The 15,671-nt window shown below is 74.4% G+C and carries 14 protein-coding genes; 2 read left to right on the plus strand and 12 right to left on the minus strand.

Translation table 11 applies throughout. The features are described 5' to 3' along the window. Positions 1–64: 64 nt before the first annotated feature. From ACH4K1_RS12555 to ACH4K1_RS12585, 7 genes are all read right to left on the minus strand, one after another. Positions 65–2,488 carry a PA14 domain-containing protein gene (locus ACH4K1_RS12555; protein WP_398088946.1) on the minus strand — a complete coding sequence of 808 codons (2,424 nt, stop codon included), beginning with the start codon at positions 2,486–2,488 and terminating at the stop codon, positions 65–67. A 278-nt stretch (positions 2,489–2,766) separates the two neighbouring features. Beyond that, the gene (locus tag ACH4K1_RS12560; protein ID WP_398088947.1) at positions 2,767–3,441 is read right to left on the minus strand and encodes a response regulator; all 675 of its coding nucleotides are present in this window, start codon (positions 3,439–3,441) and stop codon (positions 2,767–2,769) included. Then, positions 3,438–4,541 carry a sensor histidine kinase gene (locus ACH4K1_RS12565; protein WP_398088949.1) on the minus strand — a complete coding sequence of 368 codons (1,104 nt, stop codon included), beginning with the start codon at positions 4,539–4,541 and terminating at the stop codon, positions 3,438–3,440. Before ACH4K1_RS12565 ends, ACH4K1_RS12560 begins: the two co-directional genes overlap by 4 nt. Then, positions 4,538–5,173, minus strand: a complete 636-nt coding sequence (locus ACH4K1_RS12570) for a DUF998 domain-containing protein (RefSeq protein ID WP_398088951.1) — start codon at positions 5,171–5,173, stop codon at positions 4,538–4,540. Before ACH4K1_RS12570 ends, ACH4K1_RS12565 begins: the two co-directional genes overlap by 4 nt. A 354-nt stretch (positions 5,174–5,527) precedes the next feature. After that, entirely contained in the window at positions 5,528–5,974 is a 447-nt protein-coding gene (locus tag ACH4K1_RS12575) for a hypothetical protein (protein ID WP_398089262.1), read from the minus strand. Between the two features lie 286 nt (positions 5,975–6,260). Further along, entirely contained in the window at positions 6,261–7,034 is a 774-nt protein-coding gene (locus ACH4K1_RS12580; RefSeq protein ID WP_398088952.1) for a polysaccharide deacetylase family protein, read from the minus strand. Positions 7,035–7,297: 263 nt separating this feature from the next. Continuing rightward, a complete protein-coding gene (locus ACH4K1_RS12585; RefSeq protein WP_398088954.1) occupies positions 7,298–7,510 on the minus strand; it encodes a DUF4287 domain-containing protein in 213 nt (70 codons plus the stop codon). Between the two features lie 306 nt (positions 7,511–7,816). Here ACH4K1_RS12585 and ACH4K1_RS12590 point away from each other — a divergent pair, with 306 nt between their 5' ends. Continuing rightward, positions 7,817–8,425, plus strand: a complete 609-nt coding sequence (locus ACH4K1_RS12590; protein ID WP_398089264.1) for a hypothetical protein — start codon at positions 7,817–7,819, stop codon at positions 8,423–8,425. Next, a complete protein-coding gene (locus ACH4K1_RS12595; RefSeq protein WP_398088956.1) occupies positions 8,422–9,486 on the plus strand; it encodes a nucleotidyl transferase AbiEii/AbiGii toxin family protein in 1,065 nt (354 codons plus the stop codon). The genes ACH4K1_RS12590 and ACH4K1_RS12595 overlap by 4 nt, the downstream gene beginning before the upstream one ends. 221 nt (positions 9,487–9,707) lie before the next feature. Here the strand turns inward: ACH4K1_RS12595 and ACH4K1_RS12600 are convergent, their stop codons facing one another. The 5 genes from ACH4K1_RS12600 to ACH4K1_RS12620 all read right to left on the minus strand — a co-directional run bounded on the left by ACH4K1_RS12600 (position 9,708) and on the right by ACH4K1_RS12620 (position 15,594). Then, positions 9,708–10,763, minus strand: a complete 1,056-nt coding sequence (locus tag ACH4K1_RS12600; RefSeq protein ID WP_398088957.1) for a D-alanyl-D-alanine carboxypeptidase family protein — start codon at positions 10,761–10,763, stop codon at positions 9,708–9,710. A gap of 143 nt (positions 10,764–10,906) precedes the next feature. Next, positions 10,907–12,397, minus strand: a complete 1,491-nt coding sequence (locus ACH4K1_RS12605) for a sensor histidine kinase (protein ID WP_398088959.1) — start codon at positions 12,395–12,397, stop codon at positions 10,907–10,909. A gap of 16 nt (positions 12,398–12,413) precedes the next feature. Next, on the minus strand, positions 12,414–13,199 hold the full coding sequence (gene cseB, locus ACH4K1_RS12610) for a two-component system response regulator CseB (RefSeq protein ID WP_398089266.1): 786 nt from the start codon (positions 13,197–13,199) through the stop codon (positions 12,414–12,416). 74 nt (positions 13,200–13,273) lie between these two features. Continuing rightward, the gene (locus ACH4K1_RS12615; RefSeq protein WP_398089268.1) at positions 13,274–14,167 is read right to left on the minus strand and encodes an endonuclease/exonuclease/phosphatase family protein; all 894 of its coding nucleotides are present in this window, start codon (positions 14,165–14,167) and stop codon (positions 13,274–13,276) included. 482 nt (positions 14,168–14,649) lie between these two features. After that, entirely contained in the window at positions 14,650–15,594 is a 945-nt protein-coding gene (locus ACH4K1_RS12620; protein ID WP_398088961.1) for a carbon-nitrogen hydrolase, read from the minus strand. Positions 15,595–15,671 lie beyond the last annotated feature (77 nt).

Consider the following 15,671-nt stretch of genomic DNA (forward strand, 5'->3'; position numbering starts at 1 on the left):
GCGGGGACCTGAGGCGGGGCGGGGCCGAAGGCTTCTCCGGTCTCGCCCCGCCTCCCGCGTCCGGTCAGAGCCAGGAGTCCCAGATGCCGTACGCCGTCGACCGCGTCACGGCCTCGGCGCCCGAGGCGTCGAGCCGTACGACGCGGTAGTAGTACAGGCCGAGCCGGTCCTCGTGCACCGTGGTGTTCAGGAAGAACGCGGCGTCACCCGTCGCGTCCTCCGTCGCGCCCTCCGCCAGGGTGACGTAGGCGGCCGTGACGGGATCCCAGCGCTCCACGCGGTAGCGCGCGAACCGGGAGCAGTCCCCGAGCCCGGAGCTCTCGGAGCAGCCGACGTACAGCTGCGGGTACTGGCCCTGGTGGACGTCGGTCCCCGTCCAGCCCGGCGGCCGGGTGTCGGGCAGGGTCACGGAGACCTCGGCGGGGTGGAGGACGTCGAGGGGGTCGTCGTCGTGCAGGAGGCGGTCGTCCGTCGCCGCCACCCTGTAGACGTGGGTGGCGCCGTCGGCGACCGTCGGGCAGAGGATCTCGGTGCCGGCCAGGGAGCTGCCGGTCCAGCAGTTCTCCTTCCAGACCGTCTCGCCGCTGTCCGGGTCGGCGACGCCCTGCCATACGTGGTAGCCGCGGACGTCCGCGTCGGCGGGCGGCGTCCAGGTCAGCCGGACGCCGAGCGGGACGCGTTCCGCGGCCAGGTTCTCCACCGGGGCGGGGCGCTGGGTGTCCGGCGTGGTCGCCGTGGCGGGCGGGCCGGGCTGCGATGCCTTCCCGTACCGGTCGATCGTCACGACGCGGTACTCGTACGTCGTCTCCGACGCGCCCTGGACGTCCCAGCAACCGCCGTTGACCTGCTTGCGGGCGGACAGCGGAGCGTCGTCGTCCGCCCAGGTCCAGTACGTGTCCGGGGCGGTCAACGGCTGGTCCACCGAGGTGAACGGCTTGCACCGGTCGACGACGGCGGTCTCGCCGGTCGCGGTGTCGGTTCGGATGATCTTGTAGGTCGGGAGGGGGCGTTCGTCGACGGTCCACGGGTCGACGCTGCTCCACGCGACCATCACGCCCTCGTCGTGCCTGCGGGCGGTGGTCTTGAACGCGGGGATCGCCTCCGGCCGGCCGGCCATGTTCAGCGTGGTCTCCACCGGTGCGGCGGCGTTGCCCTGGGCGTCCACGGAGCGCACCGCGTACCGGTAGCTGTCGGCGACGGCGGCCGACTGGCGCGGCACCACCTCGGTCCGGGCGCCGGGGGCTCCCGCGGGGCGGGCGTCGATGTAGCCGCCGGTCGCGGGGTCGTACTGGAGGACCTGGTACGAGGCGGCGTCGGCAACGGGCGACCACGCCAGGTGCGGTACGCCCGACCGGTACTCGGCGCGGAGCCCCGTGACGGCGGCGGGCGGGGTCAGGTCGGGGGTGGTGAACGTCCTGGCGGCCGAGTACGCCGACCAGTTCCCGGCGGCGTCCCGTGCCCGCCCCCGGTAGGTGACCTCGCTGCCGTCGGCCCGGTGGCCGGTGTCGCAGATCGCGCCCTTGGCACCGGAGTAGACGGTGCTCCAGCGCTTCGTGACGGCGTCGAGCCGCTGCATCTCGTACCGGACGATGTCGGCGGCGTTCTGCGCGGTGGTGACCAGCTCCGGCGCCGCGTAGGGCTGGTCGGCCGGGCAGGCGTCCCATTCGACGAAGGGCACGGCGGGCGGCGTCCTGTCGACGGTGGTGACGAGCTTGTCGGAGCTGCCGTCGGAGACATGGCCCACCTTGTCGACGGCCCGCACCTCGTAGTAGTAGACCGCGCCCGTCCTGGGCAGCGCGCTGTCGGTGTACGACGTGGCGGTGGTCGTCGCGAGCGGCTTGCTTCCGTACGGCGTGCCCTTCAGCCGCCGGTAGACCCGGTAAGCCGCCAGGTCCATCTCCCGGTTCCTGGTCCAGGTGAGCTTGGCCGCACCGGTGGTGGAGTCGTACGACACGGCCGCGCCGGTCGGGGTGAGGGGCTTGACCTTGTCGTGGGCGGCGGAGGTGCGCGGCGTGTAGGCGAACCCGACGTTCGCGGAGCCCGTCCAGTTGACGAAGTCGAAGCGGATGGTGTGCGTGCCCTTGGGGATCGTCACGTCGACCGTCTTCTTGACGGTGGAGGAGACGTTCTTCCACAGGTTGATCTTGCGGACGCCGTCGAGGTAGACCCGCATGCCGTCCTGGGCGGAGGCCGTGAAGGTGAAGGGGCCGCCGGAGCCGAAGTCGCGCGTCACCGACCAGCGCACGCCGAAGTGGTTGGACGGCAGGCCGGAGGCGGGCGCCCCCTTGCCCCAGTTCTGGGCGATCGCGGAGTCGCAGTCCGTCTTCTTCGGCTTGCCCGAGAACGTCGTGTTGGCGAAGAACTGCCGTGTGAAGACGGGGGAGGCACAGCTCACCGCGGCGGAGGCGGGTACGGCGGTGGCGTGGAGCACGCCGCCCGCCGTGGCGAGAACCAAGGCGGTGGCGGTCATGCGTCTGGCTGGGTTCATCAAGTCTTTCAGTCCTGTTCGGCGACCGAGGTCGATCAGACGTTGCCGAACAAGACGGACGAGAGGGCCGGTTGGTTGTACGGGTCTCGGCCGTGAGGAGGGCGACCGCCCCGGGAGGAGAAAGCCCTGGGAGGAGGAAGCCCCGGGGAGAAGGCCCCGGCCCCGGCCCCGGCCCGGTGGGCTCGAACGGTTTCCAGGGACTGTCGTCGCCCCGCCGTCGTCGCCCCGCCGTCGTCGCCCGGCAGGCGGCGGTTCGACGGCAGGCCGTAGGGGCTGCGCTACGGCGTCCGGCCCGGTCGGCCGTCGGCGTGGGCGGGCCGGACGAGGCCGTGCTCGTAGGCGGTGATGACCAGGTGTACGCGGTCGCGCAGGCCCAGCTTGGTGATGGCCCGGGAGACGTGGGTCTTCGCGGTCAGCGGGCTGATCACCAGCGCGGCGGCCACCTCGTCGTTGGACAGCCCCTCCGCCACCAGCCTGACCACTTCGTTCTCCCGTGCGGTCAGCGCGTGCAGAGTGGCGGAGGGCCGGGGACGGTGGGCGAAGCGCTCGATGACGCGACGGGTGACGCCCGGGGAGAGCAGAGAGTCGCCCGCCGCCACCACCTGGACCGCACGCCGCAGTTCGGCCGGTTCGACCTCCTTGGTGAGGAACCCGCTCGCGCCCGCCCGCAGCGCCTCGAAGACGTGGTCGTCGGTGTCGAACGTGGTCAGGACGATCACCCTGGTCGCCGACTGTTCGGCCAGGACGCGGCGGGTCGCCTCGATGCCGTCCATGCCCGGCATCCTGATGTCCATCAGCACGACGTCCGGCCGCAGCAGGACGGCCTGCCGCACCGCCTCCTCCCCCGACGCGGCCTCGCCGACGACCTCCAGCTCCTTGGCGCGGCCGAGCAGGCTGCGGAACCCCGCGCGTACGAGCGTCTGGTCGTCGGCGAGCAGCACACTGACGGTCATGGCGCCAACCCTGTCACAGGGTCCGTCAGCGGCAGAACGGCCCGTACGGAGAAGCCCCGGTCGGTCTCGACGCGCAGCGTCCCCCCGAGGGCCGTCACACGCTCGCGCATCCCGGTCAGCCCGTGTCCTTCCGTGAAGCCCGCCGAGGGGCTTCCGTCGTCGACGGCCGTCACCTCCACCGCCTGCGGCCGGGCCCGCACCCGGAGGGTGAGGCGTCCGGCGTCGGAGTGGCGCAGCGTGTTGACCACGGCCTCCTGGGCGACGCGGTAGGCGGTGAGCGCCTGGGCCGCCGGAACGGCGTCGAGGTCGCCCTCCGCGTCGTAGCGCACGTCCAACCCGGCCGCCTCGGCCTGCTCGACCAGGCCGACGACGGACTCCAGGCCGAGTCGCGGTACGTCGCGGAGCCCGCCCACGAACGCCTTCAGGTCGCTCATGGCCTGGTTGCGGACGGCGATCGCGGTGCGCAGGGCGGCGCGCGCCTCCTCGGGCTCGTCGTCCAGGGACTCGACGGCGACGTTCAGGTGGACGCCGACGACGGCCAGGGTGTGGGCGACCACGTCGTGGACCTCCCGGGAGATGGCCAGACGTTGTTCGACCAGTCGGGTCTGTTCCCGTTGCAGGAGCCTGGCCTGGTGCTCCGCCCGCCAACGGCCGTACTGCCGCCAGGAGTTCGCCCCGGCCGACACGAGGGCCAGCCAGAGCAGTTCGACTCCGCCCCGGGCCAGGGCTTCGGAGGCGTCCAGCCCTTGCAGGACCAGGCAGCACGCCAGGGTGAGGGCGCCCACGGCGGCGGCCGGGCCGGGGCGGCGGAGCGCGGCGGTGAACAGGGCGACGGACAGGGGCCAGACCCCGCCTGCTTCGTACAGGCCGGCGCTCTGACAGGTGACGAGCACGGCCGCGGACAGGACGAGCACGAGGACGGGGAAGCGCCTGCGGGCCAGCACCAGGCCGCCCAGGGCCACCGCCGGGCCGAACGTGCCGTGCCACGACAAGGGCGCGCCCATCGCGGCAGGTCCCGCCCCGACGCCCACGGCGGTCGACAGCGCCAGGACCGGGTCCACCAGCCGCGCCCTCCTCCTGCTCCGGGGAACGGCGTTCACGGGGCGTCCCCCGTCAGCGCGCGGCTCGCCGCCCCCGGTACCGGAGGCCGGGGCGGTGCCGCGGTGGCGGCCAGCGCCAGCCAGGCCAGGTCCAGGGCGATGACGATCCGCTCGGCCAGACCGAGGGGAGCCGTGTGGGTGAGGGCCGCCTTGTCCACGAACGCCACGGTGAACAGGGCGAACGCCACCGACGACGCCCACGCCAGCACGGTCAGCGCGGACGCCTTCGACGCCCACGCCGGATCGCGCCGCCCCACGGCGGTCAGCCGGACGATCGCGATCGCCAGCGCGAGGAACCCCGTCCAGGCCGCGACTCCGTGCACGCTGTCGGAGAGCGAGGGGCGGCCCCATGCGCCCGGTGGATCAGCCGGAAGGACGGCGGCGACCACGACGCAGACCGCCCAGACGTGGAGCAGCCGCCCGCCCCACCCCCGGCCGCCCACCCGGACGGCCAGCGCCGCCGATCCGGCCGCGACCGCCAGCAGTCCGACGGTCACCAGCCAGCCGTACGGCAGGTTGACGTACCTGCTGACCGTCTCGGTCAACGGGTCGTACCCTCTGTTGACCGCGTCGGACATCGCGAACGCGAGGGCGGCGAGGGCGAAGCCCGCCAGTGAGAACGTTTTGGTCATAGGGCTGGACGGTAGGCGCGGCCCCCGGGCGGGGGCATCGTCCCGGAAGCGTCGTTCGGAGCTGCGCCGTCGGAGTACACGAGTACTCCGAGCGATGTACGCCGGGCCGGCGTCCGGGCGGGGCCGGGGCCCGGGCACTGGTGCGTGGCCGGCCGCCGGGCCGGGCGGGGGCGGGGGCACGAAGAAGGCGGTGGCGAGGGCGGGCAGGTGGCTGCTCCAGAGGTGAACGGCCTGGCGAGGACGGCTTTTTCGGCCCTGCGCGGCCCTGATCGGCTCAGCTCTGATCGGCTCAGCCCTGATCGGATCGGCTCAGCCCTGGTCGGCTCGGATCGACTCGACTCGGACCGGATTGGCTCAGCTGTGCTGCGCGACGCTGTAGGCGTACAGGCCGACCAGGCCCACGACGCAGACGAGGATCACCCAGGAGCTGAACCCAGTGTGTCTCCGCCGGGCGTTCCTCCCCTTCCGCTTCCGGGGCGTGCGGGACGTGCCGGGCTTCCGCCGCCGCTCGCTCCCGCCCGCCGCTTCCCCGCCCGACGCGGCCCGCAGCGCGTCGGCCGCCGTATCGGCCAGCAGGCGCCTGCAGGTCGCGGCGAGCACGGTCGTACCGGCGGAGAGGGGCACCACGGCCTCCGAGCGCGCGGGGGCGGTGGTGCCGCCGTCCAGAATGCGTCCCGCGCGGACCAGGATCTCGTCCCGGCCGCCCGAGGGGGCGAGGCTGATCCACCGGCGTACGTGCTCCCCCCGGATCACCACGCCACCGGACCGCTCCCGGTACACGGTGTGCTCCCGCCACAGCACAGCCGCCAACTCCTGGGCCGTGTCTCTCAGTTGTGCGCCCACCAGCCGCCCCCACCTCGTCGCGATTCGAACAAGCATCGCACTCTACTGGCGGGCGGCCCCGGTGCGGAGCCGGGGGCCGGGTGATCGAGGGCCGGTGGGCTGCTCAGCGGCCTTCCAGGGGGTTACGGAGCGGCTCCCGCTCGACGGCCTCCTCGGGGTTACGGGACGGCTCCCGCTCGGCGGCCTCATCCGGAGCACCACGGGTGGGCCGCCGGCGGCTTCCCCCCGCTCTCGGCCGGTCCGTTCAGCGCACCGGGAAGCCGAAGACGTACCCCTGCTCCTTCAGCCAGGGCAGGACCTCGCGCAGCGCGGCCAGGGTCTGGGAGCGCTCGCCGCCCGCGTCGTGGAAAAGAACGGTCGGCCCGTTGGCGATCTCGCGTTTGACGGTGGCGACCATGGTGTCCGCGCCGGGGTGCTGGAAGTCCTTGGTGTCGACGTTCCAGCCCAGCGGGCGCATCCCGTGCGAGGCGGCGAGGTGACGGCTGTACGGGGTGAACGCGCCGCCCGGAGCCCGGTAGTACTGCGACCGGACGCCTCCGGACGCCTTGGTGATCATGCGTTCGGCGTCGAGGATCTGCTGGGACTGGTACGCCTCGGACTTGGTGTCCATGGCGGTGTCGTGCGAGACGGTGTGGTTGCACAGCCGGTGGCCGTCCGCCACGACCTTCTTGACCAGGTCCGGGTGTGCCGCGGCCTGCGTGCCCACCATGCAGAACGTGGCCTTGACGCCCTCGTCCTTCAACAGGCGCAGCACCTGCGGGGTCCAGACCGGGTCCGGCCCGTCGTCGATGGTGATGTTGACGCCCCGGGGGCCGCTCTCCGAGGCGTGCGCGATCTCCGCCGCCACCTTCTCCACGCGCCGCTCCCCGGCGGCCGGTGAGGAGGCCCCGCTCTGCGGGCGCCCCGGGGCGGTGTCGGCCTGGGCGGTCCACATCGAAGCGGCGGCGGCCAGCGCCGTGACGCCGAGCGCCGCGGCGAACATCTTGCTGTGCCAGGCCCGTCCCTTGTGCTTCGCCATGTCCGCCCGCCCCTTGTGCCGTCTGTGTCGATGCCGTGCACCCCTCCAGACATGCGCGGCTCCGAAAGGGCTCCCCCGGTTACCGATCGCGGACATTCCTGGAGGGAAGCAGCGACAATCGGCGCGCGCCGGCGACTCCGGACGGGGCCGGCGCGCGGCCCGGGCGGGCGGGCGTGAGGCGGTCGGGCGTGAGGCGGTCGGGCGTGAGGCGGTCGGGCGTGAGGCGGTCGGCGGGCGTGAGGCGGTCGGGCGGCGGGAGTCCGTCAGCGGGTCCTGTCCTCGGCGAGGGTGTGCGCGACCAGGGCGTTGGCGTGCCCGTGGCCCAGGCCGTGCTCGGACTTGAGCCACGCGACCAGCTCCATGTGCTTCGTCGTCCCGGAGGAGCGGATGAGGTCCTTCCACTCGGAGACCGGGCGGCCGTACTTCTTCTCGATGGAGGGGAAGTAGCTGGCGGGGCCTTTCACGGCGTCGGTCATGGCGTGTCCCGTCTGTGGTGTGCCGAAGTGCGGTGTGCCGAAGTGCGGTGTGCGCCGAACCGCCGTGGGCGCGGCGTGCGGTGCGGTGGTACCGGCGGGGAGCGCCGGTGGGTCCGCCCGGGCGGTGCGGCTGTACGGGACAGTCTTCCCCAGGGGTCTGACACCGGCCCCGGAACGCGGACGCCGGACGTGCCGTACGCCGGTGGGCGGCCGGGGCGGGCTCCGGCCGGGGCCGCGGCCGTCCCGTAAATCCGCGCGCCCGTCCGACGCCCGCTGCAGCATGCTGTCCCGGTGTACGAGAGCCATCTGACCGTGTTGTGCGAGGGCGACGAACTGCGCAGGCTGGAGCGCTGGTCCGCCCTCCGGCCCGACGTGAAGTTCACCCACATCGCGCTGGCGCGGGGCCGGACCGCCTCCCAGCCGATGCTGACGCTGCGCGGAAGCCGGTCGTCCTACGAGGACGAGCTGGCCGCCGTCCGCGAGGTCGGGGCCGTCCTGGCCCGGGACGGGTTCGCCGTCGCCCGCGTGAAGGTCGAGTGCGCGCCCTGGGCGGCGGAGGTCCCCCGGGACGACGCCGACGCCCCGGGACCACGACACCCGCACGGCGCACGCCACTTCGAGCACCATGTGAAGGTGCTGCTCGATCCGGCGGGCGCAGGACGGTCCGGCCTCGCCGCGGTGGCCGAACGGCACGGGGCGCACGTCTCGTGGAACGCGCGCCGCGTGCGGGCGGACGGCCGGGAGGAGCGCTTCGTGACCCAGCGCTGCCACCGTACGGGCGACCGGCGCGCGGCACTGATGCTGGACGCGCTCCTCGCGGAGCTGGCGGCGTACGACGTCGTCGACGTGGAGCGGGAGTACGTGCTCCTGGACAGCGGTCCGGAGCTGGACGAAGGATGGCTGGGAGCAGCATGACCACCGAGGACCGACCGCCGTTCCCCACGATCGTGCCCGCCGGCGCGCCCGTGCCCGCCGCCGCGTCCGTGCCCGCCGGCGCGCCCGTGCCCCTCGCCGCACCGGTTCCCGCGGGCGGCGGGAAGGACCTGCGCCGCCGCTTCCCGGACCCCGTGCCAGGGACGATGCTCCGGGTGCTGGACGACGAGGCCGTCCAGCGCACCGTTTTCGACCCGGCGCTCAAGCAGTTCCCGAACGCCTACCGCGCCTCCGATCCGGTCTTCCCCTCCCCCGCCGCCACCCGGACCTGGCAGACCGCCCGGGCCTCGGCGCTCGCCGCCGTACGGGACGGCGTGGCCGCGTCCCCGTGGGCCGAGACGCTGGTGATGCGGGGGAGTCTGCTGATGGCCCTGTGGTTCGGCGAGGAGGCGCGCGAACCCGGCGACCTGGACTTCGTGGTCGCCCCCGCCTCGTGGCGGATGGAGGAGGACCGCACCTCCGCGCTGCTGGCCGGAGTCGCGGAGGCGGCCGAGGCCACGGCAGCGCACGGTGTCGACGGGGTGCGCGTCCACGCCGCCGGGGCCGTGTGCGAGGACATCTGGACGTACGAACGGGTGCCGGGCCGCCGCATGATGCTGCCCTGGGAGGCTCCCGGGACGCCGGGCGGCTGGGTGCAGCTGGACTTCGTCTTCGGTGAGCAGCTGCCCGAGCCGCCCGAACGGATCGTCCTGCCGTCCGGCGGCGTCCTGTACGCGGCCACCCCGGCGCTGTCCCTGGCCTGGAAGGTGATGTGGCTGATCAACGACGCGTACGCCCAGGGCAAGGACCTCTACGACGCGACCCTGCTCGCGGAGCGGTACCCGCTTCCGGCCGCACTGCTCCAGGAGGTGTTCCGGCTGAGCGGGGAGTGGCCGGAGTACGGGCGTACGCGGGTGGTGGGCGAGGACCTGGACACGGCGCTGGCCCACGTCGAATGGCACCACTTCGCCGGTGAGTACCCGCTGTTCGACGGTCGGGGAGCGGAGTTCGCCGACCGGCTGCGCACGGCGCTCGCCCCCACGTTCGCCGCCCCGTCCGAGTGACGCGGCCGGTCCCGACGAGAGCCGGACCGCCGGGGGGGTCTCCCGGCTTCGCCCGGCCCTCTGCCGGTGCCGCGCTGACCGCCGGACGGGACCGGCGGCACCGAAGGAACCGGTCGTGCCGAGGGCGTCAGCCGTGGTGACGGCGCCAGTCGTGCCGAGGGCATCAGCCGTGGTGACGGCGCCGGTCGTGCCGAGGGCTCCGGCCGCCGACTTCCGTCCGTTCACGTCCTGCCGGCCGCACGGGGGAGTTCCTCGCGGATCGTGGTGATCAGGGCGTGGCCGGCCTCGTGCGCGGCGGCACTGCCTTCGGCCGGGGTGGTACCGGCGCGCTGGTGCAGCACCACTCCGACGATCAGCCGGGTGGTTCCGGCGACCTCCTGGGTGGTGGCCCACACGAGGTTGCCGCCCGCCGGGGTGGAGGACCCGGTCTTCAGGCCGATGACGCCGTCGCGCCCGAGCAGCTTGTTCGTGTTGCGGAAGGTGGCCCCGGTGCCCGGAGACGTGACGGAGGCGGTCGCCACGATCTGCCGGAAGGACGGGTCCTTCATCGCGGCCCGGGCCAGGCGCAGTTGATCCTCGGACGTACTCCTCGTACTCGTCTCCATGCCGCTCACCCCGGTGTACGTGGTGGCGCGCATGCCGAGTCCGGCGGCGGCCCGGTTCATCTTCGCGACGAACGCCTCCTCGGTCCCCGCGTCCCAACGGGCCAGCAGACGCGCGATGTTGTTACCGGACGGCACCATCATCAGTTCCAGCAGCAGCCGTTGGGTGTACTCCTTCCCGGCGAGCAGGGGGGCGGTCGTCTCGACGGAGGAGTACGACTCGTCGGCCGCCCGCTGGTCGGCGACCACGGTCGCGCCGGGAGCCCCGGCCCGCATCGGATGGTCCTTGAGGATCACGTAAGCCGTCATGACCTTGGTGACGCTGGCGATCGGGACCGGCTTCTGCTCACCCCGGGTGCCGAGGCTGCCGATCCCCTCGACCGCCACGCTCGCCTGGCCCTCGCGCGGCCAGGGCAGGTGCAGCGACCGGGCGAGCGGCGTCACGGCCTCCCCCGGGCCCCCGGTCGACTCGGCCGGGGGCCCGCCGCTTCTTTCCACGGCGTACCACCCTCCCGTCCCCGCCACGAGCATCGCCGCGGCGGCCAGCGGGACCAGCACCGAGCGGCGGAAACCGCCGCCCCTCCCCGGCGCACGGGCGGGAGGAGGGGCGGGGGCCGGGTCGGGCAGGGGGCCGGAGGGGGAGACGGGTGCGGGGTCGGGTGCAGGGCCGGGCATGGGTCCTCCAGGTGGGGATGGGGTGTGCCGTGACCGCCACCTTCGAGGAGTCGTTCTTCCGGACCCGTACGGCGCCGTTTCCGCCCCCGCGTGAGTGCGTTTCGGTTCCGTATCAGGCCGGTGGGCCCCGGGCCCCGGGACCGTCAGACCGGCGGCGGGGCCAGGTCGAGCGTGGCGAGCGCCCCGCCGCCCGGGGCGTTCGCGAAGGACAGCCGGGCTCCGAGCACCTCGGCCTGGCCCTGGGCCACGGTCAGGCCGAGGCCGTGCCCCCGGCCCCGTTCGCTCGCGCCGGTGCGGAAGCGCTGCGGCCCGTGCTCCAGCAACTCGGACGGGAACCCGGGCCCGTGGTCGCGTACCGCGATCCGCGCCCCGGCCACGGTCACCTCGACGGGGGCCGCGCCGTGCCGGTGGGCGTTGGCGACGAGGTTGACCACGATCCGCTCCACCCGGCGCGGATCGGTCTCCACGAGCCCGGTCGCCTCGCCGGACCCCACGGACTCGGCTGCCCCGCCGGACCCAACGGACTCGGCTGCCCCGCCGGACCCAACGGACTCGGCTGCCCCGCCGGACCCAACGGACTCGGCTGTCCCGCCCGTCCCACCCGTCCCGGCCACCTCGCCGAGCTCGACGGGCTCGCCGGCCTCGCCGACGCCAACCGCCCCGTCCCCCCCGGTTGCCCCGCTCGCCCCGGCGGGATCGACGGCCACGCGGGTGTCCGTGCCGGTACGCCGCACCACGTCCGCGACCAGGTCGCCCAGCGGCACCGGGTCCAGCCGGGCCCGCTCGACGCCCGCGTCGAGGCGGGAGATCTCCAACAGGTCCTCGACCAGCGCGTTCAGGGCCCGCAGCCGGTCCCGTACGAGAGCCGCCGCCTCGTCGTCCTCGGGCAGCAGCCCGGCGGCGGTGACCAGGCCCATGAGCGGGGTGCGCAGCTCGTGGGCGACGTCGGCGGTGAAGCGGCGCTCGTTCTCCAGCTTGCGCTGGAGGGCGGTGGCCATGTCGTCGACCGCCGCCGACATCTCGGTGATCTCGTCGCGGGCCCGCCCGGCGGGGCCGATCCTGGCGTCCAGGTCGCCGTCGGCGATGCGGCGGGCGGTACGGGCCCCGTGGCGCAGCCGCCGGTTGATCGGTTCCGTGGCGAGGGCGGCGAGGGGGACGACCACCAGGAGGGCGGCGAGGACGGAGGTCACGATGCTGCGGTCCAGGAGCTGGAGGCTGCGGACCTCGGTACTCATGTCCTCCCGGACGACGAGGTAGCGGTCGCCGCCGACGGCCGCGGCGCCCCACATCCAGTACCAGTTGGGCGGATCGACGTCGTACCAGGTGGCGTACGTCTCCCCCGCGGGCGGCCCGTCCGTCTCCCCGGGGGGCCGGTCCGGGAGGCGGCGGGCCAGGGGGCCGGGCAGCTCGGCCCTCGTCCGTACGTCGATGTCCGTCGGGGCCTTCCCCGTCCGCCCGAACTCCCGCTCGGCGGCGGTCAGCCGGGTCAGCGTCCGCTCGGTGCCGACGCGCAGACCGCGCTCCCGGGTCGCGTCGTGCACCAGGAAGCCGACCACGGCGGCGACCGCGCAGCACGCGGCTGCGGCGAGCGCGGCGATCTTCCAGCGCAGGGCACGGGGGTTGAGGAAGTCCACGGGGCCGGTCCGCCGTTCAGCCGCGGACGAGCTTGTAGCCGAAGCCGCGTACGGTCTCGATCCGGCCGCTGCCGATCTTCTTGCGCAGGCGGAGCACGCAGAGGTCCACGACCCGGGTGTCGCCCTCCCAGCCGTAGTCCCACACCTCGCGCAGCAGTCGGCGGCGGTCGAGCACCGTTCCGGGCGCGGCGGCGAACTCCAGCAGCAGGCGCAGCTCGGTGGGGGTCAGCGCCACGGTCTCCCCGGCTCGGCGGACCTCCATGCCGAGGGTGTCGACGGTCAGGTCGCCGAAGGCCAGAACGTGGTCGGGGGCCGCCGCGTCCGTCCTCCGGTCGTCGCGCGCCGCAGAGCCGGTCCTCCGCGCCGCGGGCCCCTCCGGGCCGGGGCGGAAGGTGGCACGGCGCAGCAGGGCGCGGATCCGGGCGACCAGGACGGAGGTGTCGACCGGCTTGACCACGTAGTCGTCGGCCCCCGCCTCCAACCCCGCCACCACGTCGAGGGCGTCGCCGCGCGCGGACATCATCAGGACCGGTACGGAACTCTCCTCGCGGATACGGGTGCAGAGGCCGATGCCGTCCAGGGCGGGCAGCATCACGTCGAGGATGAGCAGGTCGTGCGCGCCCGCGCGGAACGCCTCCAGGCCGTCGAGCCCGTCGGCGGCGACGTCGACGCGGTAGCCGTACCGTTCCAGGGCGAGTTGGACGGCGCGGCGGATGGTGGCGTCGTCCTCGACCACGAGCACGCTGACGGGGGCCGGCCCCCGGGCTTCGGACACGCTGCCTACCTGGGCGTTCGAGGTCATCTGTCGGTCGCTCGCATCGTAGTCGGGGACGGGCGCGGGCCCCGGCCCCCGGGCCACGCCGAGCCGGTGGCCGGTCACCGGCTCAGCGTGGCCGCGACCGGGAGGTGGTCGCTGCCGGTGGCGGGCAGGGTCCAGGCGGCGCGCGGGGTCATCCCCCGCACCAGGACGTCGTCGATGCGGACCACCGGGAACGCCGCGGGCCACGTGAGGCCGAGGCCGTCGCCCGCCTCCCGTTGCGCGGAGCGCAGCCCCGCGGTCACCGGGGCGAGCGCGTCGTCCTGATACGTGCCGTTGAAGTCGCCCAGCACCACGACCCGGGGCGCGGTCTCCTCCCGGAGGGCGGCGGCCAGTTCGCGGGCCGCTTCGTTGCGGCGGTCCGTCGTGAACCCGGCCGCCGAGACCCGTACCGACGCCAGATGGACCGCGTACACGGCGACGGGCCCGGCCGGAGTCCGGGCGGTGGCCCGCAGCGCGCGGGTCCACGGCATGATCGGCACCGCCCGTACGTCCGCCAGCGGATGCCGGCTCCAGATCCCGACCCCGCCGATCACCGCGTGGTGGGGGTAGGCGGCGGCGAGTTCGCGGGAGTAGACGGTGGCCGAGGCGTCGGACAGCTCCTCCAGCGCCAGCACGTCCGCGTCCGCGTCGGCGAGCACCCGTGCGGTGCCGACCGGGTCGGTGTTCTCCTCGTTCACGTTGTGGCTGACCACCGTCAGGTCGCCGCCGCCCGAGCGCTTGTCGGTGAGCGCGCCGCCGAAGAGCGCGACCCAGACGACGGCGGGCGCGAGCACCGCCACGGCGGCGGCCCGGGACCGGCGGACGACGGCGATCCCCAGCAGGAGCGGCACGACGAGGCCCGACCAGGGCAGCAGCGTCTGGACGAGGCTGCCCGCGTTGACGCCCGTGTTCGGGATCCAGCCGTGCAGGGCCATCGGAGCGGCGCAGCACACGGCCAGAGCGGCGAGCAGGCGATCGGCGCGGCGCGCCCCCTGCCGCCGCCCCTCCGGGAGCGCGCGCGGCGGCCCGGCGGCCCCGTCCTCGGCGTCGGCTTCGGCCTCTTCACGGGTTTCCGGACCCTTCCGGGTGGTCAGCACGGCACGCGTCTCCCAACGTCCGATGTCGCGTACACCGGGGCGGGGTACGCCCCCAGCGTCCGCGAGCCGTGCTTCCGGCGGGTCAGGGCGGTGCTTCGAGGGCCGCGCGGGTCTGTATCGGCTGCGTATCGGGCGTCGATCGCGGGGGCGGGCCCGCGCCCGCCCCCGCGATCGGAAGCCGTACGGAGCCGCGGCGGACCGGACCGGGCCTCCCTCCCGTACGCGCCCGCGCCCGGCGACCGTACGGACCCGGCGGCCGTACGGTTACGGCGACCGTACGGACCCGGCGACCGTACGGTTCCGGAACGGCACCGCCGGGGCGTTCGCGCGTGGACGGCCGGGGCGGCCCCTCCCGGTCAGTCCGTCGCCGTGAGCGGGGCGTACGCGTCGGGCCGGCGGGTCGTCAGGAACGGGAACAGCTCCAGCCAGTCGCGGCGGGCGTCCAGGTCGAGGTCGGCGACCAGGACGGCGGGCTCGTCGCGCGGCGCCTGGGCCAGGACCCGGCCGTAGGGGTCCACGATGAAGGAGCTGCCGTAGAAGGTGAGGCCGTTCTCGGCGCCGATGCGGTTCGGCACGATCATGAAGGTCGCGTTGGCGATGGCGTTGCCGGTGATCACCTTCTGCCAGAGCGGCTGGGAGTCGAAGCCCGGGAAGCCGGGTTCGGAGCCGATGGCGGTCGGGTAGACCAGGACGTCGGCCCCCGCGAGGGAGTAGGCGCGGGCCAGCTCCGGGAACCACTGGTCCCAGCAGGTCGGCAGTCCGAAACGGGCCTCGCCCACCGTGACCAGCGGAAACGCGTCGTCGCCCGCCGGTCCGGGGCGGAACCAGTCATCCTCGTAGTACCCCTCGGTGACGGGGATGTGCGTCTTGCGGGTGCGCTGGGCGAGGGTGCCGTCCGGGGCGACCAGGATCGCGGTGTTGTAACCGAGGCCGTCGTCCTCACCGCCGGGCGCGGGGGCCTTCTCGTAGAGCGAGGCGTGCACGTACACGCCGTGCGCGCGGGCGGCCTCGGCCGCGAACGTGAAGGTGGGGCCGGTCAGCAGCTCCTCCGGCGCGGCGGGCGCGGGGTGGTCGGCCCGGCGGACGACCGCGAAGTACGGCGAGAGCGTCAGCTCCTGGAGGCAGACCACCCGCGCCCCCTCGGCGGCGGCGAGGCGGATGCCCTCCCGCAGGGCGGCGCGGTGCTCGGCGGGATCGCGGTGCCAGCGCTGCTGGACCGCGGCGACGCGCAGCGGTACGCGGTCGGCGGGGCGGGTCCGGGTCGGGGAGGCGGGCGGGTTGTACGCGGTGATCAGACGCATGACCTGTTCCGGGGACGGGGACGGGGGCGGACGGGGCAAGGGAAGGGCGACTGTGCCGGAACGTTCCGGCAGGGGCC

This window comes from Streptomyces sp. NPDC017448 (assembly GCF_044330565.1).
Lineage (GTDB): Bacteria > Actinomycetota > Actinomycetes > Streptomycetales > Streptomycetaceae > Streptomyces.

What these genes read in the sequence shown, in the direction of transcription:
- cseB (WP_398089266.1), bottom strand. Translation starts at nt 13,199, where the DNA reads ATGACCTCGAACGCCCAGGTAGGCAGCGTGTCCGAAGCCCGGGGGCCG.
- ACH4K1_RS12600 (WP_398088957.1), bottom strand. Translation starts at nt 10,763, where the DNA reads ATGCCCGGCCCTGCACCCGACCCCGCACCCGTCTCCCCCTCCGGCCCC.
- ACH4K1_RS12555 (WP_398088946.1), bottom strand. Translation starts at nt 2,488, where the DNA reads ATGAACCCAGCCAGACGCATGACCGCCACCGCCTTGGTTCTCGCCACG.
- ACH4K1_RS12620 (WP_398088961.1), bottom strand. Translation starts at nt 15,594, where the DNA reads ATGCGTCTGATCACCGCGTACAACCCGCCCGCCTCCCCGACCCGGACC.
- ACH4K1_RS12585 (WP_398088954.1), bottom strand. Translation starts at nt 7,510, where the DNA reads ATGACCGACGCCGTGAAAGGCCCCGCCAGCTACTTCCCCTCCATCGAG.
- ACH4K1_RS12570 (WP_398088951.1), bottom strand. Translation starts at nt 5,173, where the DNA reads ATGACCAAAACGTTCTCACTGGCGGGCTTCGCCCTCGCCGCCCTCGCG.
- ACH4K1_RS12595 (WP_398088956.1), top strand. Translation starts at nt 8,422, where the DNA reads ATGACCACCGAGGACCGACCGCCGTTCCCCACGATCGTGCCCGCCGGC.
- ACH4K1_RS12560 (WP_398088947.1), bottom strand. Translation starts at nt 3,441, where the DNA reads ATGACCGTCAGTGTGCTGCTCGCCGACGACCAGACGCTCGTACGCGCG.
- ACH4K1_RS12580 (WP_398088952.1), bottom strand. Translation starts at nt 7,034, where the DNA reads ATGGCGAAGCACAAGGGACGGGCCTGGCACAGCAAGATGTTCGCCGCG.